We start from the raw sequence: 19,915 nt of genomic DNA on the forward strand, positions 1-19,915 counted from the left end.
CGCCGCCAGGCCCGCGACCGGCCGCCGCCTCACGCCGTCACGGGGTGAGGACGAGCCGCCCGCGCAGGCCCCCGGCGGCGAGCCGTTCGTGGGCGCGCGCCGCGTCCGCCAGCGGCAGGGTGTCGGCGACCCGGGGCGTCAGCACGCCCCGGGCCGCGAGCCCGGCCAGCCCCGCGAGCGCCGTGCCGTCCGCCGTGACCCAGACGTTCCGCACCCGTATGCCGCGCAGCGGCAGGGGCTGACCGCCCAGCACGGCGGCGAACGCGCCCCGCGACCGTACGGCCGCCTGCGCGGGCACGCCGAGCACCGCCGCGTCCAGCGCGCCGTCCGTCCCGCCTGGCACGAGCGCGCGCACGGCCGCGCCGAGGTCGCCGCCCTCCACCGCCGCCCGGTCCACGAACCACTCGGCGCCGGACGCGCGCGCCCGCTTCTCGTCCGCCGCGCCCGCCAGGGCCACGACGCGCAGCCCGCGCGCCGCCGCCAGTTCGACGGCGAACCCGCCGACCGCCCCCGCCGCGCCCGTGACGAGCAGGGTCTCGCCCGTCGCGAGGCCGAGCGCGTCGAGGGCCTGGAGCGCGGTCAGGGCGCCGAGCGGGAGGGCCGCAGCCGCGACGGGGGACAGGCCGTCGGGGCGGCGCGCGACGGCGGCGGAGTCCAGGACGACGAACTCGGCGTGCGTCCCGAGCGGCACGTCCAGCAGGTCGTGCAGCCCGAGCACCGGGTCTCCCGGCGCGAGGCCCGCGCCCGGCCCGGCCGCCTCCACGACACCGGCGACGTCCCAGCCGAGGCCGGTGACCGCGCGTGCGCCCATCAGACCGCCCTGGACGAGGGCCCCGGCCCGGGTGGCGAGGTCCACCGGGTGGACGGCCGCGGCCTCGACGCGGATCAGGACCTGCCCCGGCCCCGGCTCAGGCACCGGGACCTCCACGACCTCGACGGCCTCCGTGCCCCCGTACCCCTTCGACACGACTGCGCGCATGACGATCAGCTCCTCACCCCTGGTGGCGCGCGGCCCGCCGATGCCGGGCCGCGCTCTCGGCACCCAACGTAGGGAGTGCTACTCTCCGCCGGGAAGTAGGCACCTGAAGGTGCCCAAGCAACCCGAAGGAGAGCCATGGCCACGCGCACGGCGGCCGAGCGGCGCGCCGAGACGGCCGCCGCCTACGACGCGTTCCTCGCCGCCTGCCCGACCCGTCAGCTGCTGGACCGCATCGCCGACAAGTGGGTCGGCCTGCTGCTCGTCGCCCTGGCCGACGGCCCCTGCCGCTACAGCGAGCTGGCCAGGCGGCTGGCGAGCGTCAGCCAGAAGATGCTGACGCAGACGCTGCGCCGACTGGAGCGTGACGGCCTCGTCGTCCGTACGGTCACCCCGGCCGTCCCGGTGCGCGTCGAGTACGCCCTGACGCCGCTGGGGCAGGGGCTGCGGCCGATCATGCAGGCCATCAAGGGCTGGGCCGAGGCGAACATGGACGAGGTCGTCGCCGCCCGTGCGGCCTACGACCGGCGCGCGGCGGCCTCCTGAGCGGCGTCCGGCTCCTGGGGGCTGAGCAGGAGCAGCGCGATGTCGTCGTCGCGGTTCTCGGTGTGACGTGTGCGCAGGAGGTGGTCGGCGAGGTCGTCCATCGTGCCGCCGAGGTCGAGCGAGTGCTCCACCGCGTCGGCGAGGTCACGGGCGAGCTGCCCCGTGGCGACGTCGGGGTCGAGGCCGGGGCGCTCCACGAGGCCGTCCGTGTACAGCAGGAGGACCGAGCCGGGGGACAGCGGCAGCTCGACCGCCGGGTACGCCGCGCTCTCGTCGATGCCGAGCAGCGGGCCCGGAGGTACGTCGGGCACGGTGATCCGGCCGTCCGGGTGGCGCAGCAGGGGCGGCGGGTGCCCGGCGGTGGCGACGACGGCGCGGCAGCGCGTGACGTCGAGCTGGATGTACAGGCAACTGGTGAACAGCCCCGGGTCCAGGTCGGTCAGCAGCCGGTTGGTCCGCCCGAGCACCTCCTGCGGCGGCTCGCCCGCGCTGGCGTGCACGGCGGTGCGGACCTGGCCCATGAGGGCGGCGGCCGTCACGTTGTGGCCCTGCACGTCGCCGATGACGACCGCGACGTCCCCGCTGTCGAGGGGGATCACGTCGTAGAAGTCGCCGCCGATGTCCATGCCGCGCGTGGCGGGGAGGTAGCGGACGGCGACGTCGAGGCCGGGGAGCGCGGGCAGTTCGTGGGGCAGCAGCCCGGACTGGAGCTGACGGGCGAGCTGCTGCTTGGCGTCGAAGAGGCGGGCGCGGTCGAGGGCCTGGGCGATCAGTCCGGCGAGCGAGGTGAGGACGGTGCGCTCGTCGCGCGTGAACGTGTGCGGGTCCACGTACGACAGCACGAAGCAGCCGACCGCGTGGCCCGTGCTGACCAGGGGCAGGAACGCCCAGGCGGACTTGCCCGTGAGGTCGGGCACCTCCGGGTAGCGTTCGAGCATCTCGTCGGCCGAGTCCATGAACTGCGGGCGGCGGTCGTGCACCACCTGGGCCGCCGCGTTGGGCGGTGACTCCAGCGGCGTGCCGTCGAAGTGCTCGATGGCCTGGGTGGTGTAGCCCCGGTACCCGGCGACGCGCAGCCGTCCGCCCTCCGTCACGTACAGGACGAGGCCCTGCGCGTCGAACGCGGGCAGCACCTGGTCGGCGACCAGCCGCACCACGTCCTGCACGCCGACGGCCTGGGTGAGGGCGGAGGCGAGCTGGGTGACGCGCTGGAGCACGCTGTCCTGCGTCGGCGTGTCCCCTCTGACGGGCGCGGTGGCCCGCTCGTCGCTGGGGGTGATGCGCACGCTGATGCCGCGGGCGCCGGGGTAGAGCCGGAAGCGCAGCGGCTGGTCGGGCGGGCGCAGCGCGAGGAACGTCTTCGGCTCGCGGCTTATCAACGCCGCGCGGTAGCGGTCGGTGTGGACCGGGTCGTTCAGCCAGGGCAGCCGGTCCCACAGCGGTGCGCCGAGCAGGTCGTCGGGGCCGTCGGCGCCCAGCAGCTGCGCGGCGGCGCTGTTGGCGTAGACGACGCTGCCGTCCAGGCGCAGCGAGCAGCAGCCTTCCGGCAGGCGCTCGGCGAAGTCGGCGGCGGCGAGCGCCTCGTCGGGTCCCGGCGTGTGGGTGCGCGGGGCCCAGACCTCGCGGGGCTGCGGGGCGGCCGTGATCGGCGTGCCGGAGTCGGCGGCGCGGCGCAGCAGCGCGGCCATGCCGTCCGCCGCCTTCTTCAGCGTCTCCCGCTCGGTCTCGGACAGCTCGGCCGGATGGGACGGCGGCCAGACGACGCCGAGCGATCCCCAGCAGACGCCGTCGGCGCTGAGCAGCGGCATCTGCGCTATGGCGAACGGGTAGGGCATCGAGGGGCTGAGCCCGGGCTGCTGGTTCTCCTGGCTGTTGTCCCAGCGCAGCCGCCGCTCGCGGACGGCCTCGGTCAGCAGCATGGGCGCGTCGAGGCTGATCCGCGCCCAGGAGACGGCCTGGGCGGCGGGCAGGCCGAGCAGGGACGTCAGCCGCAGCACCGGCTCACCCGGGGCGAGCAGGTAGATCACGCCGCTGTGCCCTCCCGTCGAGCGGACCGCGTCGATCAGAAAGCGGTCCAGCGACTCGACGCCGGATGAATGCCCCATACCGGCACATTACGACGAGGGCGGGCCCCGCACATCCGGTCCGCGTGCTGGACAGGCGGCGCGCCGGTGTGTGAGGTCGGTTACGTTTCCCCCGCGTTTCGGTGTGTCCGCCGGGCCGCGCGGGCAGGGGTCGTCGCTGGACGGGCGGCCCGGGGGTGCCCGCTCGTTACACTTCATCCGCATCCGTCCGTGGCCGCCCAGCGGTCACGGAGAGTGAGAGAACGAGGAGCGACACACGTGGGCCTTGTCGTGCAGAAGTACGGCGGCTCCTCCGTTGCCGACGCCGAGGGCATCAAGCGGGTCGCCAAGCGGGTCGTCGAGGCCAAGAAGAACGGCAACCAGGTCGTCGTCGTCGTGTCGGCGATGGGTGACACGACGGACGAGCTGATCGATCTCGCGGGACAGGTGTCCCCGGTCGCCTCAGGGCGCGAGCTGGACATGCTGCTCACCTCGGGTGAGCGGATCTCCATGGCGCTGCTGGCGATGGCGATCGGCGCGCTGGGCCACGAGGCGCAGTCGTTCACCGGCAGCCAGGCGGGCGTCATCACCGATTCCGTCCACAACAAGGCGCGCATCATCGACGTGACGCCCGGCCGTATCCGCAGCTCCGTCGATCAGGGCAACATCGCCATCGTCGCGGGCTTCCAGGGCGTGTCGCAGAACGGCAAGGACATCACCACCCTCGGCCGCGGCGGCTCGGACACCACGGCCGTCGCGCTCGCCGCCGCGCTGGGCGCCGAGGTCTGCGAGATCTACACCGACGTGGACGGCGTGTTCACGGCCGACCCGCGCGTCGTGCCCAAGGCGCGGAAGATCGAGTGGATCTCGTCGGAGGACATGCTGGAGCTGGCCAGCTCCGGCTCCAAGGTGCTGCTGCACCGGTGCGTCGAGTACGCGCGCCGCTACTCCATTCCCATCCATGTCCGGTCGTCGTTCTCCGGCCTGAAGGGCACCTGGGTCAGCAATCAACCGCTCGGAGGTCAGCCGATGGAGCAGGCAATCATCTCGGGGGTCGCCCACGACACCTCCGAGGCGAAGATCACGGTCGTCGGCGTCTCCGACAAGCCGGGTGTCGCCGCGACCATCTTCCGCACCATCGCGGACGCCGAGGTCAACATCGACATGGTCGTCCAGAACGTCTCGGCCGCCGCCACCGGGCTGACGGACATCTCGTTCACGCTGCCGAAGGACGAGGGCCGCAAGGCGATCGACGCGCTGGAGAAGCGCCGCCCGCTGATCGGCTTCGACGCCCTGCGCTACGACGACCAGATCGCCAAGATCTCCCTCGTCGGCGCGGGCATGAAGACCAACCCCGGCGTCACCGCCACCTTCTTCGAGGCCCTGTCCAACGCCGGGGTGAACATCGAGCTGATCTCCACCTCCGAGATCCGCATCTCGGTCGTCACGCGCTCGGACGACGTGAGTTCCGCCGTCCGCGCCGTCCACAGCGCGTTCGGTCTGGACAGCGACTCGGACGAGGCCGTCGTGTACGGGGGCACCGGCCGCTGACCGGGACGTACCGGTTGTGAAGCTCCCGTGACCAAGTCGTAGGGCCGTATGCCTTGCTCCGGGCCGATGGCCCGGGGGACGATTTCCTCTCCCCGCACCGCCTGGAACCAACCGCGGTGCGGGGAGCGTCTTTAGGGGCTCTCGCGGGCCGTCGGGACGCCCATCGGACAGGACTACGGGCAGGTGGTGGAAGTGACGACGATGGACCCGCCGGCCGTCATCCCGCCCGCGCCGTACAACCTTTGCGGGGGAGAGCGTGTCCAACAGGCGTGGCAGAGGTACTCGACATCACGACAACGCCCCCGCGTCGCCTACCGCGTTCGGCAGCACCACGCCTGCGGGGCATGCCGGTGATCGCGCCCCTGCCCGCCCCCGCGACCTCGGCGGCAGGCCGACACGCCAGGGGCGAGGCCGCGGACGGCACGATGGCTGAAGGCACCACCATCGACTTCCTCACCGAGACCTACCGGGCGCACTACCGCTCGCTGCTCGGTCTCGCCGCCCTGCTGCTGGACGACACCGCCTCGTGCGAGGACGTCGTGCAGGAGGCGTTCATCCGCGTCCACTCCGCGCGCAGCCGCGTCCGCGACCCGGAGAAGACGCTCGCCTACCTGCGCCAGACCGTGGTGAACCTGTCCCGTTCGACCCTCCGTCGCCGCATACTCGGCCTCAAGCTCCTCTCCAAGCCGCTGCCCGACATGGCCAGCGCCGAGGAGGGCGCGTACGAGCAGTTGGAGCGCGCCGACCTCATCAAGGCCATGCGCGGACTCCAGCGCCGCCAGCGCGAGGTGCTCGTCCTGCGCTACTTCGCCGACATGACCGAGGCCGAGGTCGCCAGGACCCTGGGCATCTCGGCCGGTTCGGTGAAGGCGTACGGCTCCCGTGGCATCGCCGCGCTGCGCGTCGCCATGGAGGACGCCAGATGACCGACCGCGACTCCGGTCGTCCGCCGCGCGAGCCGCGGCGGACGGACCCGGTGGCGGGGGTCCCGGACGGCCCCGAGCCGCCGGACGGCGCCGGTGAGGAGGCCCTGCGCCGCCTGCTGCGCCAGACGATGGAGGGCATCGCGCACGATCCGTCCGCGGGCACGCTCGACCAGCTGCGGCACGCGGTGGTGACGCGTCGCCGCCGCCGTCGGCAGCTGCTCTTCGGCGCGGCGGCCTCCGTCGCGCTCCTCGGCATCGGCACCCCCCTCGTCCTGTCGGCGACCGGCGGCGCCGGTGGCCCGAACCCGCGCGGCACGGCCCTCGGCACCGACGAGGGCGCCGTCGTGGACGGCACGCACGAGCAGGGCGGCGACCTCGACGGGCCGGGCCCCTATCCGCCCGACGGCCTGTCCTCCTCGTCGTCCGAGCCCCGCCCCGACGACTCGGGCCCCGACTCCCCGCAGGGCGGCGGCGGCCAGGAGGCGGACGGCGAGGACCCGTGGGACCTCGGCGTCGCCTCGCCGACGTGCGACCGGGGGCAGCTCGGCCGCGTCACCACGGACACCGGCACCCCCGACGCGCAGGGCCGGGTGTACGGCTCCATCCGCATGGTGAACGTCTCCCCGGACGCCTGCCGCGTCACCGGCGGCGATCTGTTCGCCCTGCCGCTCGGCGACAGCGGCCTGGCCGCCGCGCGCGTCCAGGTCCTCGACCGGACGGAGGGCGACCGCGCCCCCGGCCTGCCCGCGCCCGACGAGACGCGGGAGGAGCTCGTCCTCCCGCCGGGCGAGGCGTACGAGGTCCGGTTCGCGTGGGTGCCGAGCACCGGCGCGGCCCGCTCCTGCGAGGTCGCCGCGGAACCCACCGCCGACGGCGGGCTCAGCACGGACCTGGGCGGCGGCTCCGAGCCCGGCTCCACGCCCACGGGCGACCCGACCGGGAACGACCCCGACGGCGGCGACACCGGCGGCGACACGGGCGGTCCGGCCGCCGGTGGTGGCTCGGGCGAGCCCGCGGCGGGCGGCGGCTCGGGCGACACCGGCAGCACGCAGCCGACCGACCCGGCGACCGGCGGTGGCGGCGAGGGCGACAGCGGCGGCGCGGGCGGCGGTTCCGGGGACACCGGCGGCACCGAGCCCCCGGTGGACGGCGGCGGCAGTGGCGGCGGCGACCCGACCCCCGGCGGTTCCGGCGGCGGCGGCGACTCGTCCGAAGGAGTGCTCCTGCGCTACACCCCGGCGGCCGGTGAGCCCGAGGCGGCGCAGATCCGCCTCCAGGGCAGCTGCTCCGGGACCATCTACCGCACGGGCGTTCTGGAGGCCCCGGCGGTCTGAGCCCGGCGCGCCCCAGTACCGTGGGGTCCGTGTACCGGTTCCTGCTCACACCGCGCTGGTGGGCGATCAATGTCTTCGTGATCCTCGCGATCCCGGTCTGTCTGATCGCCGGGATGTGGCAGCTGGGGCGGTTCGAACACCAGGTGGACGTCCACCGGCACCAGCAGAAGCAGGCCGAGTCCGCCGGTGAGCCGCGCCCGCTGGCCGACCTCCTGCCGCTGACCACCGAGACCGCCGGTGAGCAGGCCGAGGTCACCGGCAGTTTCGACGCGGACCACCAACTGCTCGTCCCTGGCCGTCGGCTGGACGACACGTCCGGCTTCTACGTCCTCACCATGCTGCACCCGGCGGACGGCACGCCCGCGCTGCCCGTCGTGCGCGGCTGGCTCCCCGGCGCCGCCGACGCCGCGCTCGTCCCGCCGCCGCCCGCCGGGGAGGTCACCGTCACCGGCGCGGTGCAGGCGCCCGAGTCGCCCGCCGAGGTGGACGGGCCGACCGGCGGGCTGCCGTCCGGGCAGCTCGGCGTGATCGGCGCCGCGTCGCTGATCAACGTGCTGCCCTACCCCGTCACCGACGCCTGGCTGACCGTGCGGGACGCCGAGGGGCCGATGCGGGCGGTGCCCGTCACGGCGCCGTCCGGCACCGGCCTCGACATGGACGCGTTCCAGAACCTGGGCTACACGGCCGAGTGGTTCGTCTTCGCGGCCTTCACGGTCTTCATGTGGTTCCGCCTCGTGCGGCGCGAGGTGGAGCTGCGCCGTGACGCGGAGCTGGGGCTCATCCCGCCGCAGCAGTCCCGGGAAGATGCGCTTGCGCGAAGCGGATCTCCTGCGCCACCTGCTTGATCCGCTCCTCCACGACGAGCGAGCCGTGGCCCGCGTCGTAGCGGTAGACCTCGTGCGTCGCGCCACGGGCCGCGAGCCGGTCCACGTAGTTCTCGATCTGCCGGATCGGGCAGCGCGGGTCGTTGAGCCCGGCCGAGATGTACACGGGCGCGCGGACGTCGTCCACGTACGTCAGCGGTGACGACGCCTCCCACCGGTCCGGTACCTCGTCCGGCGTGCCGCCGAAGAGCGTGCGGTCCAGCGCCTTGAGCGCCTCCATCTCGTCGTCGTACGCCGCGACGTAGTCGGCGACGGGCACCGCCGCCACGCCCACCGTCCAGGCGTCCGGCCTGCTGCCGACGCCGAGCAGCGTCAGATAGCCGCCCCACGAGCCGCCGGTGAGGACCAGCCGCTCCGGATCGGCCAGCCCCTCGGCCACCGCCCAGTCGCGGACCGCCGCGATGTCCTCCAGCTCGATCAGCCCGACGCGGTGCTTCAGCGCGTCGGTCCAGGCGCGGCCGTAGCCCGTCGAGCCCCGGTAGTTGACGCGGACGACGGCGAAGCCGTGGTCCACCCAGGCGGCGGGCCCGGCGGCGAACTCGTCGCTGTCGTGCGCGGTGGGGCCGCCGTGGATGTCGAAGACGGTCGGGAACGGCCCCTCGCCCTCCGGACGCTGCACCAGCGCGTGCACCGTGCCGCCCGGCCCCTCGACCCAGGCGTCCGTCACCGGCACCGACCGCGGCGCGCGCGGCCCCGGCGGCTCCAGCACCGTACGGCCGGACGTGGACCGTACGACCGGCGGTTCCGCGGCCGACGACCACAGGAACTCCACCGACCCGTCCGGCCGGGGCGACGCGCCCAGGATCGTGCCGGGCGGCGTCTCGATCCGCTCCGGTCGGCCCGTGCCGCCGTCGTGCCGCCACAGCTCGTCGCGGGCGCGGTAGCTGTGCGACACGAGCAGGCCGCTGCCGTCCGGGTACCACTCGGCCTCGACGTCGCCCGGCAGGCCGAGGTCCAGCGCGGTCTCCTCGCCGGTCAGCGGATTCCAGATCATCGGCTCCCACCGGCCACGCCGCTGGTGGCCGACGAGCAGCCGGGGATCGCCGTCCACCGGGGCGAACCCGAGGACGGACAGGCCCAGTTCCACCGTGCCCCCGGCGGTGTCGTCCAGTTCGGCGACGGGCGTTCCGTCCGGCCGCACCACGCGGATCGCGGAGTGCATGGCGTCGCCGTGCTCGGTGTGTTCGATCGCCAGCAGGCTGCCGTCGTGGCTGAGGTCGCCCACACCGCCGGACTGCCGGTGCCGGTAGATCTCCACCGGCGCGCCGCCGCCCGCGGGCAGGACATGGACGGTGGTGCCCTCCTCCTCGGTCATCCGGCCCACCACCACGGTGCCGTCGCGGCCGAGCGCCAGCCCGGCGGAGTACGCGGGGTCGAGCCCCGACGTGGCGGGTTCGTCCGTGCCGCCGTGGAACGGCTGACGCACCCAGCTGCCGAACTCGTCGCCGTCGGTGTCCCGGAACCACCAGATCCAGGCGCCGTCCGGGCTGAGGGTGCCGTGCACCGTGCCGTTCGGCCGGTCGGTGGCGCGGCGCTGGTCGCCGGTGGCGCGATCCCAGGCGTACAGCTCGAACGTGCCGCTGGCGTTCGAGACGAACAGTGAACGGTCGGGTGCGTCCTCGGCCCAGCGGGGGAGGCTCACGCGCGGCGCGCGGAAGCGCTTCTCCCAGTCGGGCCGCTGCGAAGGGTCGTCGGGCTTGGCGTCAGTCATTCGTCCGTTCTACCTGATGCCCGGCGTGTCGATGTTCCACGTGAAACATCGTGTGATCGACCGCTCACCCAGCGCTGCCGGGATCGCCGCCACCGCGCCGTTCCGCCTCGGCGGCTGCCCGCCGCCAGCTCTCGGCGATCTCGGCGGGCAGGCGGCGTCCGGCTCGCGCCAGGGTGACGCCGGGAGCCGCCTCGACGACATCGGTCTCCCGCATCTCGACGGGCCGCTCCCCGCTCAGCGCGGACCAGCCGCCGCCCCCCGGCCCCGCACGCCACAGCCGGGTACGTCCGCCGCTCAGGTCGAGCAGCCGGACCGCGTCCGGCTCCACCCGGATCCACAGCTGACGGCCGCCGATCCGTCCCGCCTCGGCCGCCGGAAGCAGACCCTCGACGGCCAGCATGCGCACCGTGCCGTCCCCGTCCCCGTCCCCGTCCTCCTCCCGGTCGTCGCCCCCGCGGCCCAGGACCGCCGTGGTCCCGGCGTCGAGCGTGAACCGGTGCACCGTCTCGTGCCCGCACAGCAACTTCAGCTGGACGACCGCGGCCCGCGGCCCGTCGTCGGCCAGCGGGACCTCGTGCCATTCGCACGACGGCACCCCGTCGAGCAGGCGCGGCAGCAGCACCGCCTCCCCGCGCCTGCGGTCGTAGAGGGAGCACGCCCGCTCCGGACAGCGCCAGTGCCGGGCCACCACCTCGGGCAGCGCCGGACGCCCCCGCCCCGGCGCGGCGGCCCCCACCCGCCGCACCCCCATGTCACGCTCCACCAGCCGGACGGTACGGCCGGGCGCCGCGCGGGGCGCGAGGAACTGCGTCGTGTTGCCCTGGAGCCACGGGTGACGCGCGCGGAAGGCGTCGTAGCGGTCGTGGCTGATGACCGGCAGACCCGTCATCCCGGCGACGTCCAGCAGCGGCCCGTCCGCGTCGGGCAGTTCGGTGACGAGGCCGGACTTGGCCAGCCGCTCCAGCTGGTCGATGTCCAGCCGGTCGCGGTATTCGGTGCGTGCCGTCCGCAGCCGCTGATCGGCGACGGCGTGCACCAGGACCCACCGGTCCCGCAGCCGGTCGCCCAGCGCCTGGATGACCAGCCGCAGCCGGTCCAGGGACCGCGCCCCCGGCGGCCCGAGACGGGCGTCGCGCACCACGTCGGACAGATCGACCAGCGCGTCCGCCTGCTCGGGCCGGGCGGTGAGATGCCGCTCGTACGCGAACGGCGCGCTCACCGCGCGCCGCCCGGCGCGTCAGGCCAGAACACCCTTGCGAATGGGGCACGGATGTCCGCCCCTCCAGGCCGGAACGGGCCGACGCGCCGCGGATCGTCTCTCCCCACGCCACCCTCCGCACACCCGGGCCGCACCGGCCCCCTCGGACCAACGCGCCATTGTGGCACGGAGCTTGGGCGCCGCACGGGGTCTCGCACGACCCCGCGTGAAGCGTCAGGAGACGGCCGGACCCTCGCCGCCGTCCACCTGGACCTCGACCTGGATCTCCACCTCCACGGGCGCGTCCAGCGGCAGCACCGCCACACCGACCGCGCTCCGCGCGTGCCGTCCCGCCTCGCCCAGGACCGCGCCGAGCAGCTCGCTCGCGCCGTTCACCACCAGCGGCTGCCCGGTGAAGCCGGGCGCCGACGCGACGAACCCCAGCACCTTCACGACCCGCACGACCCGGTCCAGGTCGCCCACGACCGACTTGACGGCCGCCAGCGCGTTCAGCGCGCACAGCCGCGCCGACTCCTGCGCCTGCTCCGGCGTCACCTCGGCGCCGACCTTCCCGGCGTACGGCAGCGCGCCGTCCACCAGCGGCACCTGCCCCGACGTGTACACGTACGAGCCGCTCAGCACGGCCGGTACGTACGCGGCCACCGGCGGCACGACGGGCGGGAGCGTCAGCCCCAGCTCCGCGAGCCGGTCCTCGACCGCGCTCACCCCTGGCCGCCCTTGGGGCGCTTGAAGTACGCCACCAGCTGCTCCGGGTTCGGCCCCGGAACGACCTGCACCAACTCCCAGCCGTCCTCGCCCCAGTTGTCCAGGATCTGCTTGGTCGTGTGCACCAGCAGCGGAACGGTCACGTACTCCCACTTGGTCATGGGCCTCACTCTAGGCCCTGGCCGCCCCCCGCCCCGCAGAGCCCGATCCCCCCGTCCGCGCTCCGGCGGCGCCCCGTAGGCTCGCCGCTGTGGGGCCGGAACGCGGCCGTCCCGGCGGACTGGCCGGGGCCCGTGGGCCGGTCGGGAGCATCCGGGAGGCATGGCGTGGCGCGCAGACTCCATGTGGTCAGCGGAAAGGGCGGCACGGGCAAGACGACCGTCGCCGCCGCGCTGGCCCTCGCCCTCGCCGAGCAGGGCCGCCGGACGCTGCTGATCGAGGTCGAGGGCCGCCAGGGCATCGCCCAGCTCTTCGAGACCGAGGCCCTTCCGTACGAGGAACGCCGCATCGCCATCGGTCCAGGCGGCGGCGAGGTCTTCGCCCTCGCCATCGACGCCGAGCGCGCCCTGCTCGACTACCTCCAGATGTTCTACCGCCTCGGCAGCGCGGGCCGTGCCCTGCGACGCCTGGGCGCCGTGGACTTCGCCACCACCATCGCGCCGGGACTGCGCGACGTCCTGCTGACGGGCAAGGCGTGCGAGGCCGTCAGACGGCGCGGCGCCGACGGCCGCTTCGTCTACGACGCGGTCGTCATGGACGCGCCGCCCACCGGCCGCGTCACCCGCTTCCTCGGCGTCAACAGCGAGGTGGCGGGCCTCGCCAGGGTCGGGCCCATCCACCACCAGGCGCAGGCCGTGATGCGCGTGCTCAGGTCGCCCGAGACCGCCGTCCACCTGGTCACCCTGCTGGAGGAGATGCCGGTCCAGGAGACGGCGGACGGCATCGCCGAGCTGCGGGCCGCCGAGCTGCCGGTCGGCGCCACCGTCGTCAACATGGTCAGGCCCCCGGTGCTCGCCGCCGTCCCCGACGCCTACGGCGACGACCCCGCCCGCCTCCACGCCCTGGCCGCCACGCTCGCCGACGCCGGTCTGCCCGACGCCGCCCGCACGGCCGCGCCCCTGCTCGCCCAGGGCCGCGCGTACGCGCACCGGCTCGTCCTGGAGGCCGAGCGCCGCGCCGAACTCGCCCGCCACGGCATCCCCCTCCACGAGCTGCCGCTGCTCGCGGACGGCATCGACATCGCGGGCCTCTACCGGCTGGCCCGCCTGCTGCGCGACCAGGAGTGGTGACCATGGACGCCGTGCCCGCCCTCGCCGTCGATCCGCTGCTGGACGACCCAGGGACCCGGATCATCGTCTGCTGCGGCTCGGGCGGCGTCGGCAAGACGACCACCGCCGCCGCCCTCGCCCTGCGCGCCGCCGAACGCGGACGCCGCGTCGTCGTCCTCACGATCGACCCTGCCCGCCGCCTGGCGCAGTCGATGGGGCTCACGGAGCTGGACAACGTGCCGCGCCCCGTGCCGGGGACCGCCACGGCGGCGGGCGGCGAACTGTTCGCCATGATGCTGGACATGAAGCGGACGTTCGACGAGATCGTCGAGGCGCACGCCGACCGCGCCCGCGCCGAGGCGATCCTGGCCAACCCCTTCTACCAGTCGCTCTCCGCCGGATTCGCGGGCACGCAGGAGTACATGGCGATGGAGAAGCTGGGGCAGCTCGCCGCGCGCGACGCGTGGGACCTCATCGTCGTGGACACGCCGCCGAGCCGCTCGGCCCTGGACTTCCTCGACGCGCCGCAGCGGATGGGCTCGTTCCTCGACGGCCGCTTCCTCCGCCTGCTGATGGCACCGGCCAAGGCGGGCGGCCGGGCCGGGCGGAAGGTGATGAGCCTGGGCGTCGCCGGGCTCGGGATGGTCACCGGCACCCTCGGCAAGGTCCTGGGGGCCGGGTTGCTGCGGGACGTGCAGACGTTCGTCGCGGCGATGGACACCATGTTCGGCGGCTTCAGGGCGCGCGCGGACGCCACCTACCGGCTGCTCCAGGCTCCGGGCACGGCCTTCCTCGTCGTCGCCGCGCCCGAGCGCGACGCGCTGCGGGAGGCCGCGTACTTCGTGGAACGGCTCGCCGCCGACCGCATGCCGCTCGCCGGGCTCGTCCTCAACCGCGTCCACGGCGCGGCCGTGCCCGAACTGAGCGCGGAGCGTGCGCTGGCGGCGGCCGAGACGCTGGACGCAAAAAAAGTTGCGCCGCCCGGCATGGACGATCATCGCACCGGGGATGCTGACCCAGAGGACGGCCGCCGGACCCCCGATCCGGACATTCCCCCACCGGACGCCCTCGCCGCCGGTCTCCTGCGCGTCCACGCGGAAGGCATGCGGCAGTTGGCGCGCGAACAGCGCATGCGCGCCCGTTTCACCGCCGTGCACCCCGAGGTGCCGGTGGCGGAGGTGGCCGCCCTGCCGGGCGACGTGCACGACCTGACCGGCCTGCGCGCGGTCGGTGACCTGCTCGCCGGCTGACGGACGGATCCGGCGGCGCCCCCGCGCTCACCCCACGTTCGCCCACTCCTCGAATTCCGGGCCCTCGAACCCGGCCCCCTCCGCGCCGCCGACCGGCCGCGCCCCCCGCTCGTACTCGGAACGCGCCGTCTCCAGCAGCCGTCGCCACGACGTCACGGTCGGACGTCTGCGCAGCAGCGCGCGCCGTTCCCGTTCCGTCATCCCTCCCCAGACGCCGAACTCCACGCGGTTGTCGAGCGCGTCGGCCAGGCATTCCGTCCTGACCGGGCAGCCGGTGCAGACCGCCTTCGCGTGATTCTGCGCCGCTCCCTGCACGAACAGATCGTCCGGATCGGTGGTGCGACAGGCCGCCTTCGCGGTCCAGTCCGTAAGCCAGCTCATTGCCGGTGCCGTCCTTCCCCGAAACACAGGCTCCCCCACGGCGGCGATCGGCATATTCGCCTCGCCGGTTGAGGACGTTACGGGCGGGAGCCAGAGCACAACACCCCCATGGGGCCTAATCTCCCATGGCCCATTCGGACTATGCCGTGTATGAGATCCCTCATACGGGTGAACGGGGAGCGCGGCGGGCGGAAGGGAAGCATCCGGGGCGCACGGCGTCGCGACAAACTCACCCCAATGGGTGATCCTTCACTTGACTGCCGTCATTTTGTCTGAACCGTGAGCAGCCTAGGCGAACAGTTGGACCCCTGTCCGGCGTTTGAGAACGTAGGCTTGCCGCCATGGGTAGGAAGCGTCCGGGTGGCGGGCTGAGCGCGACGCAGCACATCGCCAAGTTTCTCGGGGTCAGCGTCGTGTCCGGCGCGGTACTCGCAGGTCTAGCGTTGCCGGCCGCGGGAGTCATCGGACTCGCCGCCGCCGGAACCATGGAGGGCTTCGACGACATTCCGGAGATGATGGAGCGGCCACCGCTCAGTCAGAAGACGACGATTCTCGATGCCGAGGGCAACAAGATCGCGGACGTCTTCAACCGCAACCGCACGGTCGTCCCGCTCGACGAGATGGCCGAGACGGTCCGGCAGGCGCTCGTCGCCGTCGAGGACGCCCGCTTCTACGAGCACGGCGCCGTCGATCTGCGCGGCATCATCCGCGCGCTCACCCGGAACGTCGAGTCGGGAAGCGTCGAGGAGGGCGCCTCCACCCTCACGCAGCAGTACGTGAAGAACGTGTTCGTCGAGGCCGCGGGCGACGACCAGGAGGCCGTCGCCGAGGCGATGTCGCAGAGCGGCCCCGAGGGACTGGGCCGCAAGGTCCGCGAGATGAAGTACGCGATACAGCTGGAACAGGAACTGTCCAAGGACCAGATCCTGGAGAACTACCTCAACATCACGTACTTCGGCCGCCAGGCGTACGGCATCGAGGCCGCCTCGCAGCTCTACTTCTCCAAGCACGCGTCCGAGCTGGACCTGCGCGAGTCCGCGCTGCTGGCCGGTCTCGTCCAGTCCCCGACCGCGTACGACCCGATCGGCAACCCCGACGGCGCCATCGCCCGCCGCAACATCGTCCTCGACAAGATGGTCGAGTCGGGCGACATCACGCGGGCCGAGGCCGACGAGGCACAGGCGTCCGACCTCGGACTCAACGTCAGCGAACCCCGCACCGGCTGCATCACCGCGGTCAACGACGCGGGGTTCTTCTGCGACTACGTCCGCGAGGTGTTCCTCAGCGACCCGGTCTTCGGCGAGACCGAGGAGGACCGCCAGGCCCTGTGGGCACTCGGCGGTATGACGATCACCACGACGCTCGACCCGCAGGCCCAGGACGCCGCCGCCCAGGCCGCCGCCGACGGCGCGAACGAGGACGACGACGCGGTCGCGTCCGTCGTCCAGGTCGAGCCGGGCACCGGCCACGTCCTCTCCATGGCGCAGAGCCGCCCGTACGGCCTCGACCCGGAGCAGAACCAGACGCAGCTGAACCTCAACGTCTCCCAGGCCATGGGCGGCTCGACCTACGGCTTCCAGTCCGGTTCGACGATCAAGCCGATCACCGCCGCCGCGGCCATCGAGTCCGGGATCAGCCCCTCGACGACCTTCGAGACCGAGGCGCGGATCGACCTGGACATGTCCGACTTCCGCGACTGCGACAACAACCCCCTGGGCTCCGCCGACGAGCGGACCTGGGAGGTCAACAACGAGCGCGAGGACGAGGTCGGCACCTGGGACATGACCAGCGCCCTCGGCGAGTCGATCAACACCTACTTCGCCCAGCTCGAACGCGACGCCGGCCTGTGCGAGACGGTCACGCTCGCCCGTGAGATGGGCATCGAGCGCGGCGACAACCAGCCGCTCGGCGTCGTCCCCGCCTTCACCCTGGGCAGCGAGGACGTCGCCCCCCTGGCGATGGCCAACGCCTACGCGACCTTCGCCAACCACGGCACGTACTGCACCCCGGTCGTCATCACCTCGGTGACCAACGCGGACGGCGAGGAGATCCCCGTCCCCGAGAGCGAGTGCAGCCAGGTGATGTCCGCCCACACCGCGGACACGGTGACCCAGATGCTGGCGGGCGTCGTCGAGGACGGCACCGGCGCCCGGGTCGGCCTCGACGACCGGGACAACGCGGGCAAGACCGGTACGACCGACGAGCGCAAGAACGTCTGGTTCGTCGGCTACACCCCGGAGCTGGCCACCGCGGTCCGCGTCGGCGGCGACAACGAGCTGTTCACGATGGAGAACGTCACCATCGGCGGCACCTTCTACGACCGCGCCAGCGGCGCCGGGGTCGCGGGACCCATCTGGCGGCAGGCCATGATCGGCGCCCTCGAAGGGACGTCGCCCTCGCAGTTCACCGACGTCAACGTTCCGCGTGGCAACGAGCGCGGCGACGACGACGATGACGACCGGCCCGGCAACGGGGACAACCGGCCGGGCGGCGGTGGCAACGGTGGCGGCGACAACGGCAACGGCGGCGGCCGTCCCGGTGACGGCGGCGACGACACGGGCTTCCCGGACATCGACCTGCCCGACTTCGAGTTCCCGCCCGGCGCCCGGGACTGACCGGTCAGCCGGCCAGGGCGCGCTTCACGGCGGCGGCCACCCGGCCGCCGTCGGCCCGGCCGGCGACCTTCGGGTTCACGATCTTCATCACCGCGCCCATCGCCCGCGGCCCCTCGGCCCCGCCCTCCCGCGCCTGCGCGACGGCGTCCGCGACCAGCGCGTCCAGCTCCTCGTCGGCCAGCTGCGCCGGGAGGTAGTCGGCCAGCACCGCGCCCTCGGCCCGCTCCCGCTCGGCCTGCTCGGGCCGGTCCCCCTGCGTGAACGCCTCCGCGGCCTCGCGCCGCTTCTTCGCCTCGCGCGTGATGACCTTCTGCACCTCGTCGTCCGAGAGTTCCCGCGCCTGCTTACCCGCGACCTCCTCGTTCGTGATCGCGGCCAGCGTCATCCGCAGGGTCGCGGAGCGCAGCTCGTCACGCTCCTTGATCGCGGCGGTCAGGTCGTTGCGGAGACGGGACTTGAGGGAGGTCATGCCCACCATTGTGACAGCCGTGACACGATGTCCCCATGCGCGCGCGATACCGCATCCCCCTCACCACCGGCCTCGCCGTGGCCGGTCTCGGCGCCGCCGTGGTCGGCTACGCGGCGGGCTTCGAGGTCCGCTCCTTCCGCCTGCGGCGGGTGACCGTCCCCGTCCTGCCCCCCGGCGCCCCGCCGCTGCGGGTCCTCCAGGTCTCGGACATCCACATGGTCTCCGGCCAGCGCAAGAAACAGCGCTGGCTGCGCGCGCTCGCGGGCCTGCGCCCCGACCTCGTCATCAACACAGGGGACAACCTCTCCGACCCCGGCGGCGTCCCTGAGGCCCTCGACGCCCTCGGGCCGCTGATGGAATTCCCCGGCGCCTACGTCTTCGGCTCCAACGACTACTACGCCCCCGCGCTGCGCAACCCGGCCCGCTACCTCGCCGAGCGCGCCTCGGGGCGCCACGGCCTCAACGGCAACTCGCCCGCGCGCAACGTCCCCCGCAACCCGTGGTGGGAACTGCGCGACGCCTTCGACGCCGCGGGCTGGCTCAACCTCACGAACACCCGCGGGCGCCTCACGGCCGCCGGTCTCGACATCGCCCTCACCGGCCTCGACGACCCCCACATCCGCCGTGACCGCTACGAGGAGGTGTCCGGCGGGCCCGCGACGGACGCCGACCTCTCCCTCGCCGTCGTCCACGCGCCGTACCTGCGCGTCCTCGACGCCTTCGCCGCCGACGGCTACCCCCTGATCCTGGCCGGCCACACCCACGGCGGGCAGCTGTGCATACCGTTCTACGGCGCCCTCGTCACCAACTGCGACCTGGACCCCGACCGGGTCAAGGGCCTGTCCACGCACGAGTCCGGCGGCCACCGCGCGTACCTCCACGTCTCCGCGGGCTGCGGCACGAACCGCTACACCCCGGTCCGCTTCGCCTGCCCGCCGGAGGCCACGCTGCTGACGCTGACCCCCCGCGATACCTGATTTCCCCCACACGGCCGGGTCGGCTAGAGTGGCTTCCGCAAGACGGGGTGTGGCGCAGCTTGGCAGCGCGCTTCGTTCGGGACGAAGAGGTCGTGGGTTCAAATCCCGCCACCCCGACGGTATAGCAGTAGTTCAGGGCCCTGATCCTCACTGAGGACGGGGCCCTGAGTCGTTCCCGGGGTGTCTTGGAAGCCGTTTGGGTGCGAACCTCAACATCCGGCTCCCCAGGCGGGAGCGGTCCAGCTCGGCGGAACACCTGAGACGGCCCTCACGACGGCGCTACGGTCGCCTCCACGGACTACCGACCCGGGGGATGCCACATGCAGGAAAGATCAGCGGAACAGGGCGTCGGGGCCGTGACGACGTCCGGACCTCTCATCGCCGGCGAAGTCTCACTGGCGAAGCTCATGGCCCGGCTTCAGCAGGACCGCCCGGTCTTCCACTCAGAGCGCGACCTCCAGCACAGCTTCGCGCGCGTGCTGTGGGAGCTGGCCCCCGAGATCGAGTCCAGGCTGGAGGTCCGCCAGAACGCGCCCGACGCGGTAGGCGCCGAGTATCTCGACCTGCTCTGCATCGGCCCCACAACCCGCACGGCCATCGAGTTCAAGTACTTCACGACGCAGTGGACCGGAACGGCGGGGCACTCCCCGGAGGAGTACGCGCTGAAGTCCCACGCCGCCACCGACCTGGCCCGCCTGGGCTTCGTCTCCGACATCGCCCGCCTGGAGCGCTTCGGCAACCCGAACCAGAACGGCCTGGCCCTCCTTATCACCAACGAGGCCGGCCTGTGGACATCGCCGAAGCAGAGCAACACCCGAGACCGCGACTTCCGCCTCCACGAGGGCCGCACCCTCACGGGCCAACTCCTCTGGGGCGGCGGCGACTACCCGGACAACACCCGAGCCCTCTGCGACACCTACCCCCTTTACTGGCAGCCGTACTCACTGCAAGACGGCCCCCGGGGCGAGTTCCGCTATCTCGCCGTCTTCACCAACCACCATCCCAACCGGAGCTAATGGAAGCTGCAGTGGAGCTTGGAG

General features: G+C 73.4%; 18 protein-coding genes and 1 tRNA gene. 11 read left to right on the forward strand and 8 right to left on the reverse strand.

The features are described 5' to 3' along the window. Window positions 1–37 precede the first annotated feature (37 nt). Window positions 38–979: an alcohol dehydrogenase catalytic domain-containing protein gene (locus IF27_RS02925; protein WP_052847613.1), complete on the reverse strand. Its 942-nt coding sequence runs from the start codon at window positions 977–979 to the stop codon at window positions 38–40. Window positions 980–1,114: 135 nt separating this feature from the next. Here IF27_RS02925 and IF27_RS02930 point away from each other — a divergent pair, with 135 nt between their 5' ends. Beyond that, a complete protein-coding gene (locus tag IF27_RS02930) occupies window positions 1,115–1,522 on the forward strand; it encodes a winged helix-turn-helix transcriptional regulator (RefSeq protein WP_052847614.1) in 408 nt (135 codons plus the stop codon). Here the strand turns inward: IF27_RS02930 and IF27_RS02935 are convergent. Then, window positions 1,495–3,627 carry a SpoIIE family protein phosphatase gene (locus IF27_RS02935; RefSeq protein WP_052847615.1) on the reverse strand — a complete coding sequence of 711 codons (2,133 nt, stop codon included), beginning with the start codon at window positions 3,625–3,627 and terminating at the stop codon, window positions 1,495–1,497. The two genes, IF27_RS02930 and IF27_RS02935, sit on opposite strands and share 28 nt — an antisense overlap. A gap of 237 nt (window positions 3,628–3,864) precedes the next feature. Between IF27_RS02935 and IF27_RS02940 the strand changes: the two genes are divergently transcribed. The 4 genes from IF27_RS02940 (at window position 3,865) to IF27_RS02955 (ending at window position 8,241) form a co-directional block, all read left to right on the forward strand. Continuing rightward, window positions 3,865–5,136 (forward strand): aspartate kinase, encoded by a 1,272-nt coding sequence (locus IF27_RS02940; RefSeq protein WP_052847616.1) that lies wholly within the window; start codon window positions 3,865–3,867, stop codon window positions 5,134–5,136. 269 nt (window positions 5,137–5,405) lie between these two features. After that, window positions 5,406–6,062 carry a SigE family RNA polymerase sigma factor gene (locus IF27_RS02945; RefSeq protein ID WP_420821968.1) on the forward strand — a complete coding sequence of 219 codons (657 nt, stop codon included), beginning with the start codon at window positions 5,406–5,408 and terminating at the stop codon, window positions 6,060–6,062. Then, on the forward strand, window positions 6,059–7,396 hold the full coding sequence (locus IF27_RS02950; protein ID WP_052847618.1) for a hypothetical protein: 1,338 nt from the start codon (window positions 6,059–6,061) through the stop codon (window positions 7,394–7,396). Before IF27_RS02945 ends, IF27_RS02950 begins: the two co-directional genes overlap by 4 nt. Window positions 7,397–7,425: 29 nt before the next feature. Next, window positions 7,426–8,241: an SURF1 family protein gene (locus IF27_RS02955; RefSeq protein WP_052847619.1), complete on the forward strand. Its 816-nt coding sequence runs from the start codon at window positions 7,426–7,428 to the stop codon at window positions 8,239–8,241. On the opposite strand, the gene IF27_RS02960 is transcribed toward IF27_RS02955, so the two are convergent. From IF27_RS02960 to IF27_RS30810, 4 genes are all read right to left on the reverse strand, one after another. Further along, window positions 8,174–9,991: a S9 family peptidase gene (locus IF27_RS02960; RefSeq protein ID WP_052847620.1), complete on the reverse strand. Its 1,818-nt coding sequence runs from the start codon at window positions 9,989–9,991 to the stop codon at window positions 8,174–8,176. The two genes, IF27_RS02955 and IF27_RS02960, sit on opposite strands and share 68 nt — an antisense overlap. 64 nt (window positions 9,992–10,055) lie before the next feature. After that, complete coding sequence (locus IF27_RS02965) at window positions 10,056–11,210, reverse strand: hypothetical protein (RefSeq protein WP_052847621.1); 1,155 nt, start codon at window positions 11,208–11,210, stop codon at window positions 10,056–10,058. A gap of 213 nt (window positions 11,211–11,423) precedes the next feature. Beyond that, window positions 11,424–11,915: a RidA family protein gene (locus tag IF27_RS02970; protein WP_052847622.1), complete on the reverse strand. Its 492-nt coding sequence runs from the start codon at window positions 11,913–11,915 to the stop codon at window positions 11,424–11,426. Next, a complete protein-coding gene (locus tag IF27_RS30810) occupies window positions 11,912–12,076 on the reverse strand; it encodes a Sp36 family protein (protein ID WP_190232774.1) in 165 nt (54 codons plus the stop codon). Before IF27_RS30810 ends, IF27_RS02970 begins: the two co-directional genes overlap by 4 nt. Before the next feature lie 165 nt (window positions 12,077–12,241). On the opposite strand from IF27_RS30810, the gene bagA reads away from it, so the two are divergent. Both bagA and bagB read left to right on the forward strand, forming a co-directional pair. Next, window positions 12,242–13,204, forward strand: coding sequence for an ATPase BagA (bagA, locus tag IF27_RS02975; RefSeq protein WP_052847623.1), 963 nt, complete (start codon window positions 12,242–12,244; stop codon window positions 13,202–13,204). Next, the gene (bagB, locus tag IF27_RS02980; protein WP_476713050.1) at window positions 13,201–14,433 is read left to right on the forward strand and encodes an ATPase BagB; all 1,233 of its coding nucleotides are present in this window, start codon (window positions 13,201–13,203) and stop codon (window positions 14,431–14,433) included. Before bagA ends, bagB begins: the two co-directional genes overlap by 4 nt. A 27-nt stretch (window positions 14,434–14,460) precedes the next feature. On the opposite strand, the gene IF27_RS02985 is transcribed toward bagB, so the two are convergent. Continuing rightward, window positions 14,461–14,814: a WhiB family transcriptional regulator gene (locus IF27_RS02985; protein ID WP_052847625.1), complete on the reverse strand. Its 354-nt coding sequence runs from the start codon at window positions 14,812–14,814 to the stop codon at window positions 14,461–14,463. Between the two features lie 341 nt (window positions 14,815–15,155). Here IF27_RS02985 and IF27_RS02990 point away from each other — a divergent pair, with 341 nt between their 5' ends. After that, window positions 15,156–17,429, forward strand: coding sequence for a transglycosylase domain-containing protein (locus IF27_RS02990; RefSeq protein WP_110945463.1), 2,274 nt, complete (start codon window positions 15,156–15,158; stop codon window positions 17,427–17,429). 4 nt (window positions 17,430–17,433) lie between these two features. On the opposite strand, the gene IF27_RS02995 is transcribed toward IF27_RS02990, so the two are convergent. After that, entirely contained in the window at window positions 17,434–17,898 is a 465-nt protein-coding gene (locus IF27_RS02995; RefSeq protein WP_052847921.1) for a GatB/YqeY domain-containing protein, read from the reverse strand. A gap of 35 nt (window positions 17,899–17,933) precedes the next feature. Here IF27_RS02995 and IF27_RS03000 point away from each other — a divergent pair, with 35 nt between their 5' ends. From IF27_RS03000 to IF27_RS03010, 3 genes are all read left to right on the forward strand, one after another. Further along, window positions 17,934–18,875, forward strand: a complete 942-nt coding sequence (locus IF27_RS03000; RefSeq protein WP_052847626.1) for a metallophosphoesterase — start codon at window positions 17,934–17,936, stop codon at window positions 18,873–18,875. Window positions 18,876–18,918: 43 nt separating this feature from the next. Beyond that, window positions 18,919–18,992 (forward strand) — tRNA-Pro (locus IF27_RS03005). Between the two features lie 290 nt (window positions 18,993–19,282). After that, the gene (locus tag IF27_RS03010; RefSeq protein ID WP_110945521.1) at window positions 19,283–19,891 is read left to right on the forward strand and encodes a hypothetical protein; all 609 of its coding nucleotides are present in this window, start codon (window positions 19,283–19,285) and stop codon (window positions 19,889–19,891) included. Window positions 19,892–19,915 lie beyond the last annotated feature (24 nt).

This window comes from Streptomyces avicenniae (assembly GCF_000719135.1).
GTDB classification, from domain to species: domain Bacteria; phylum Actinomycetota; class Actinomycetes; order Streptomycetales; family Streptomycetaceae; genus Streptomyces; species Streptomyces avicenniae.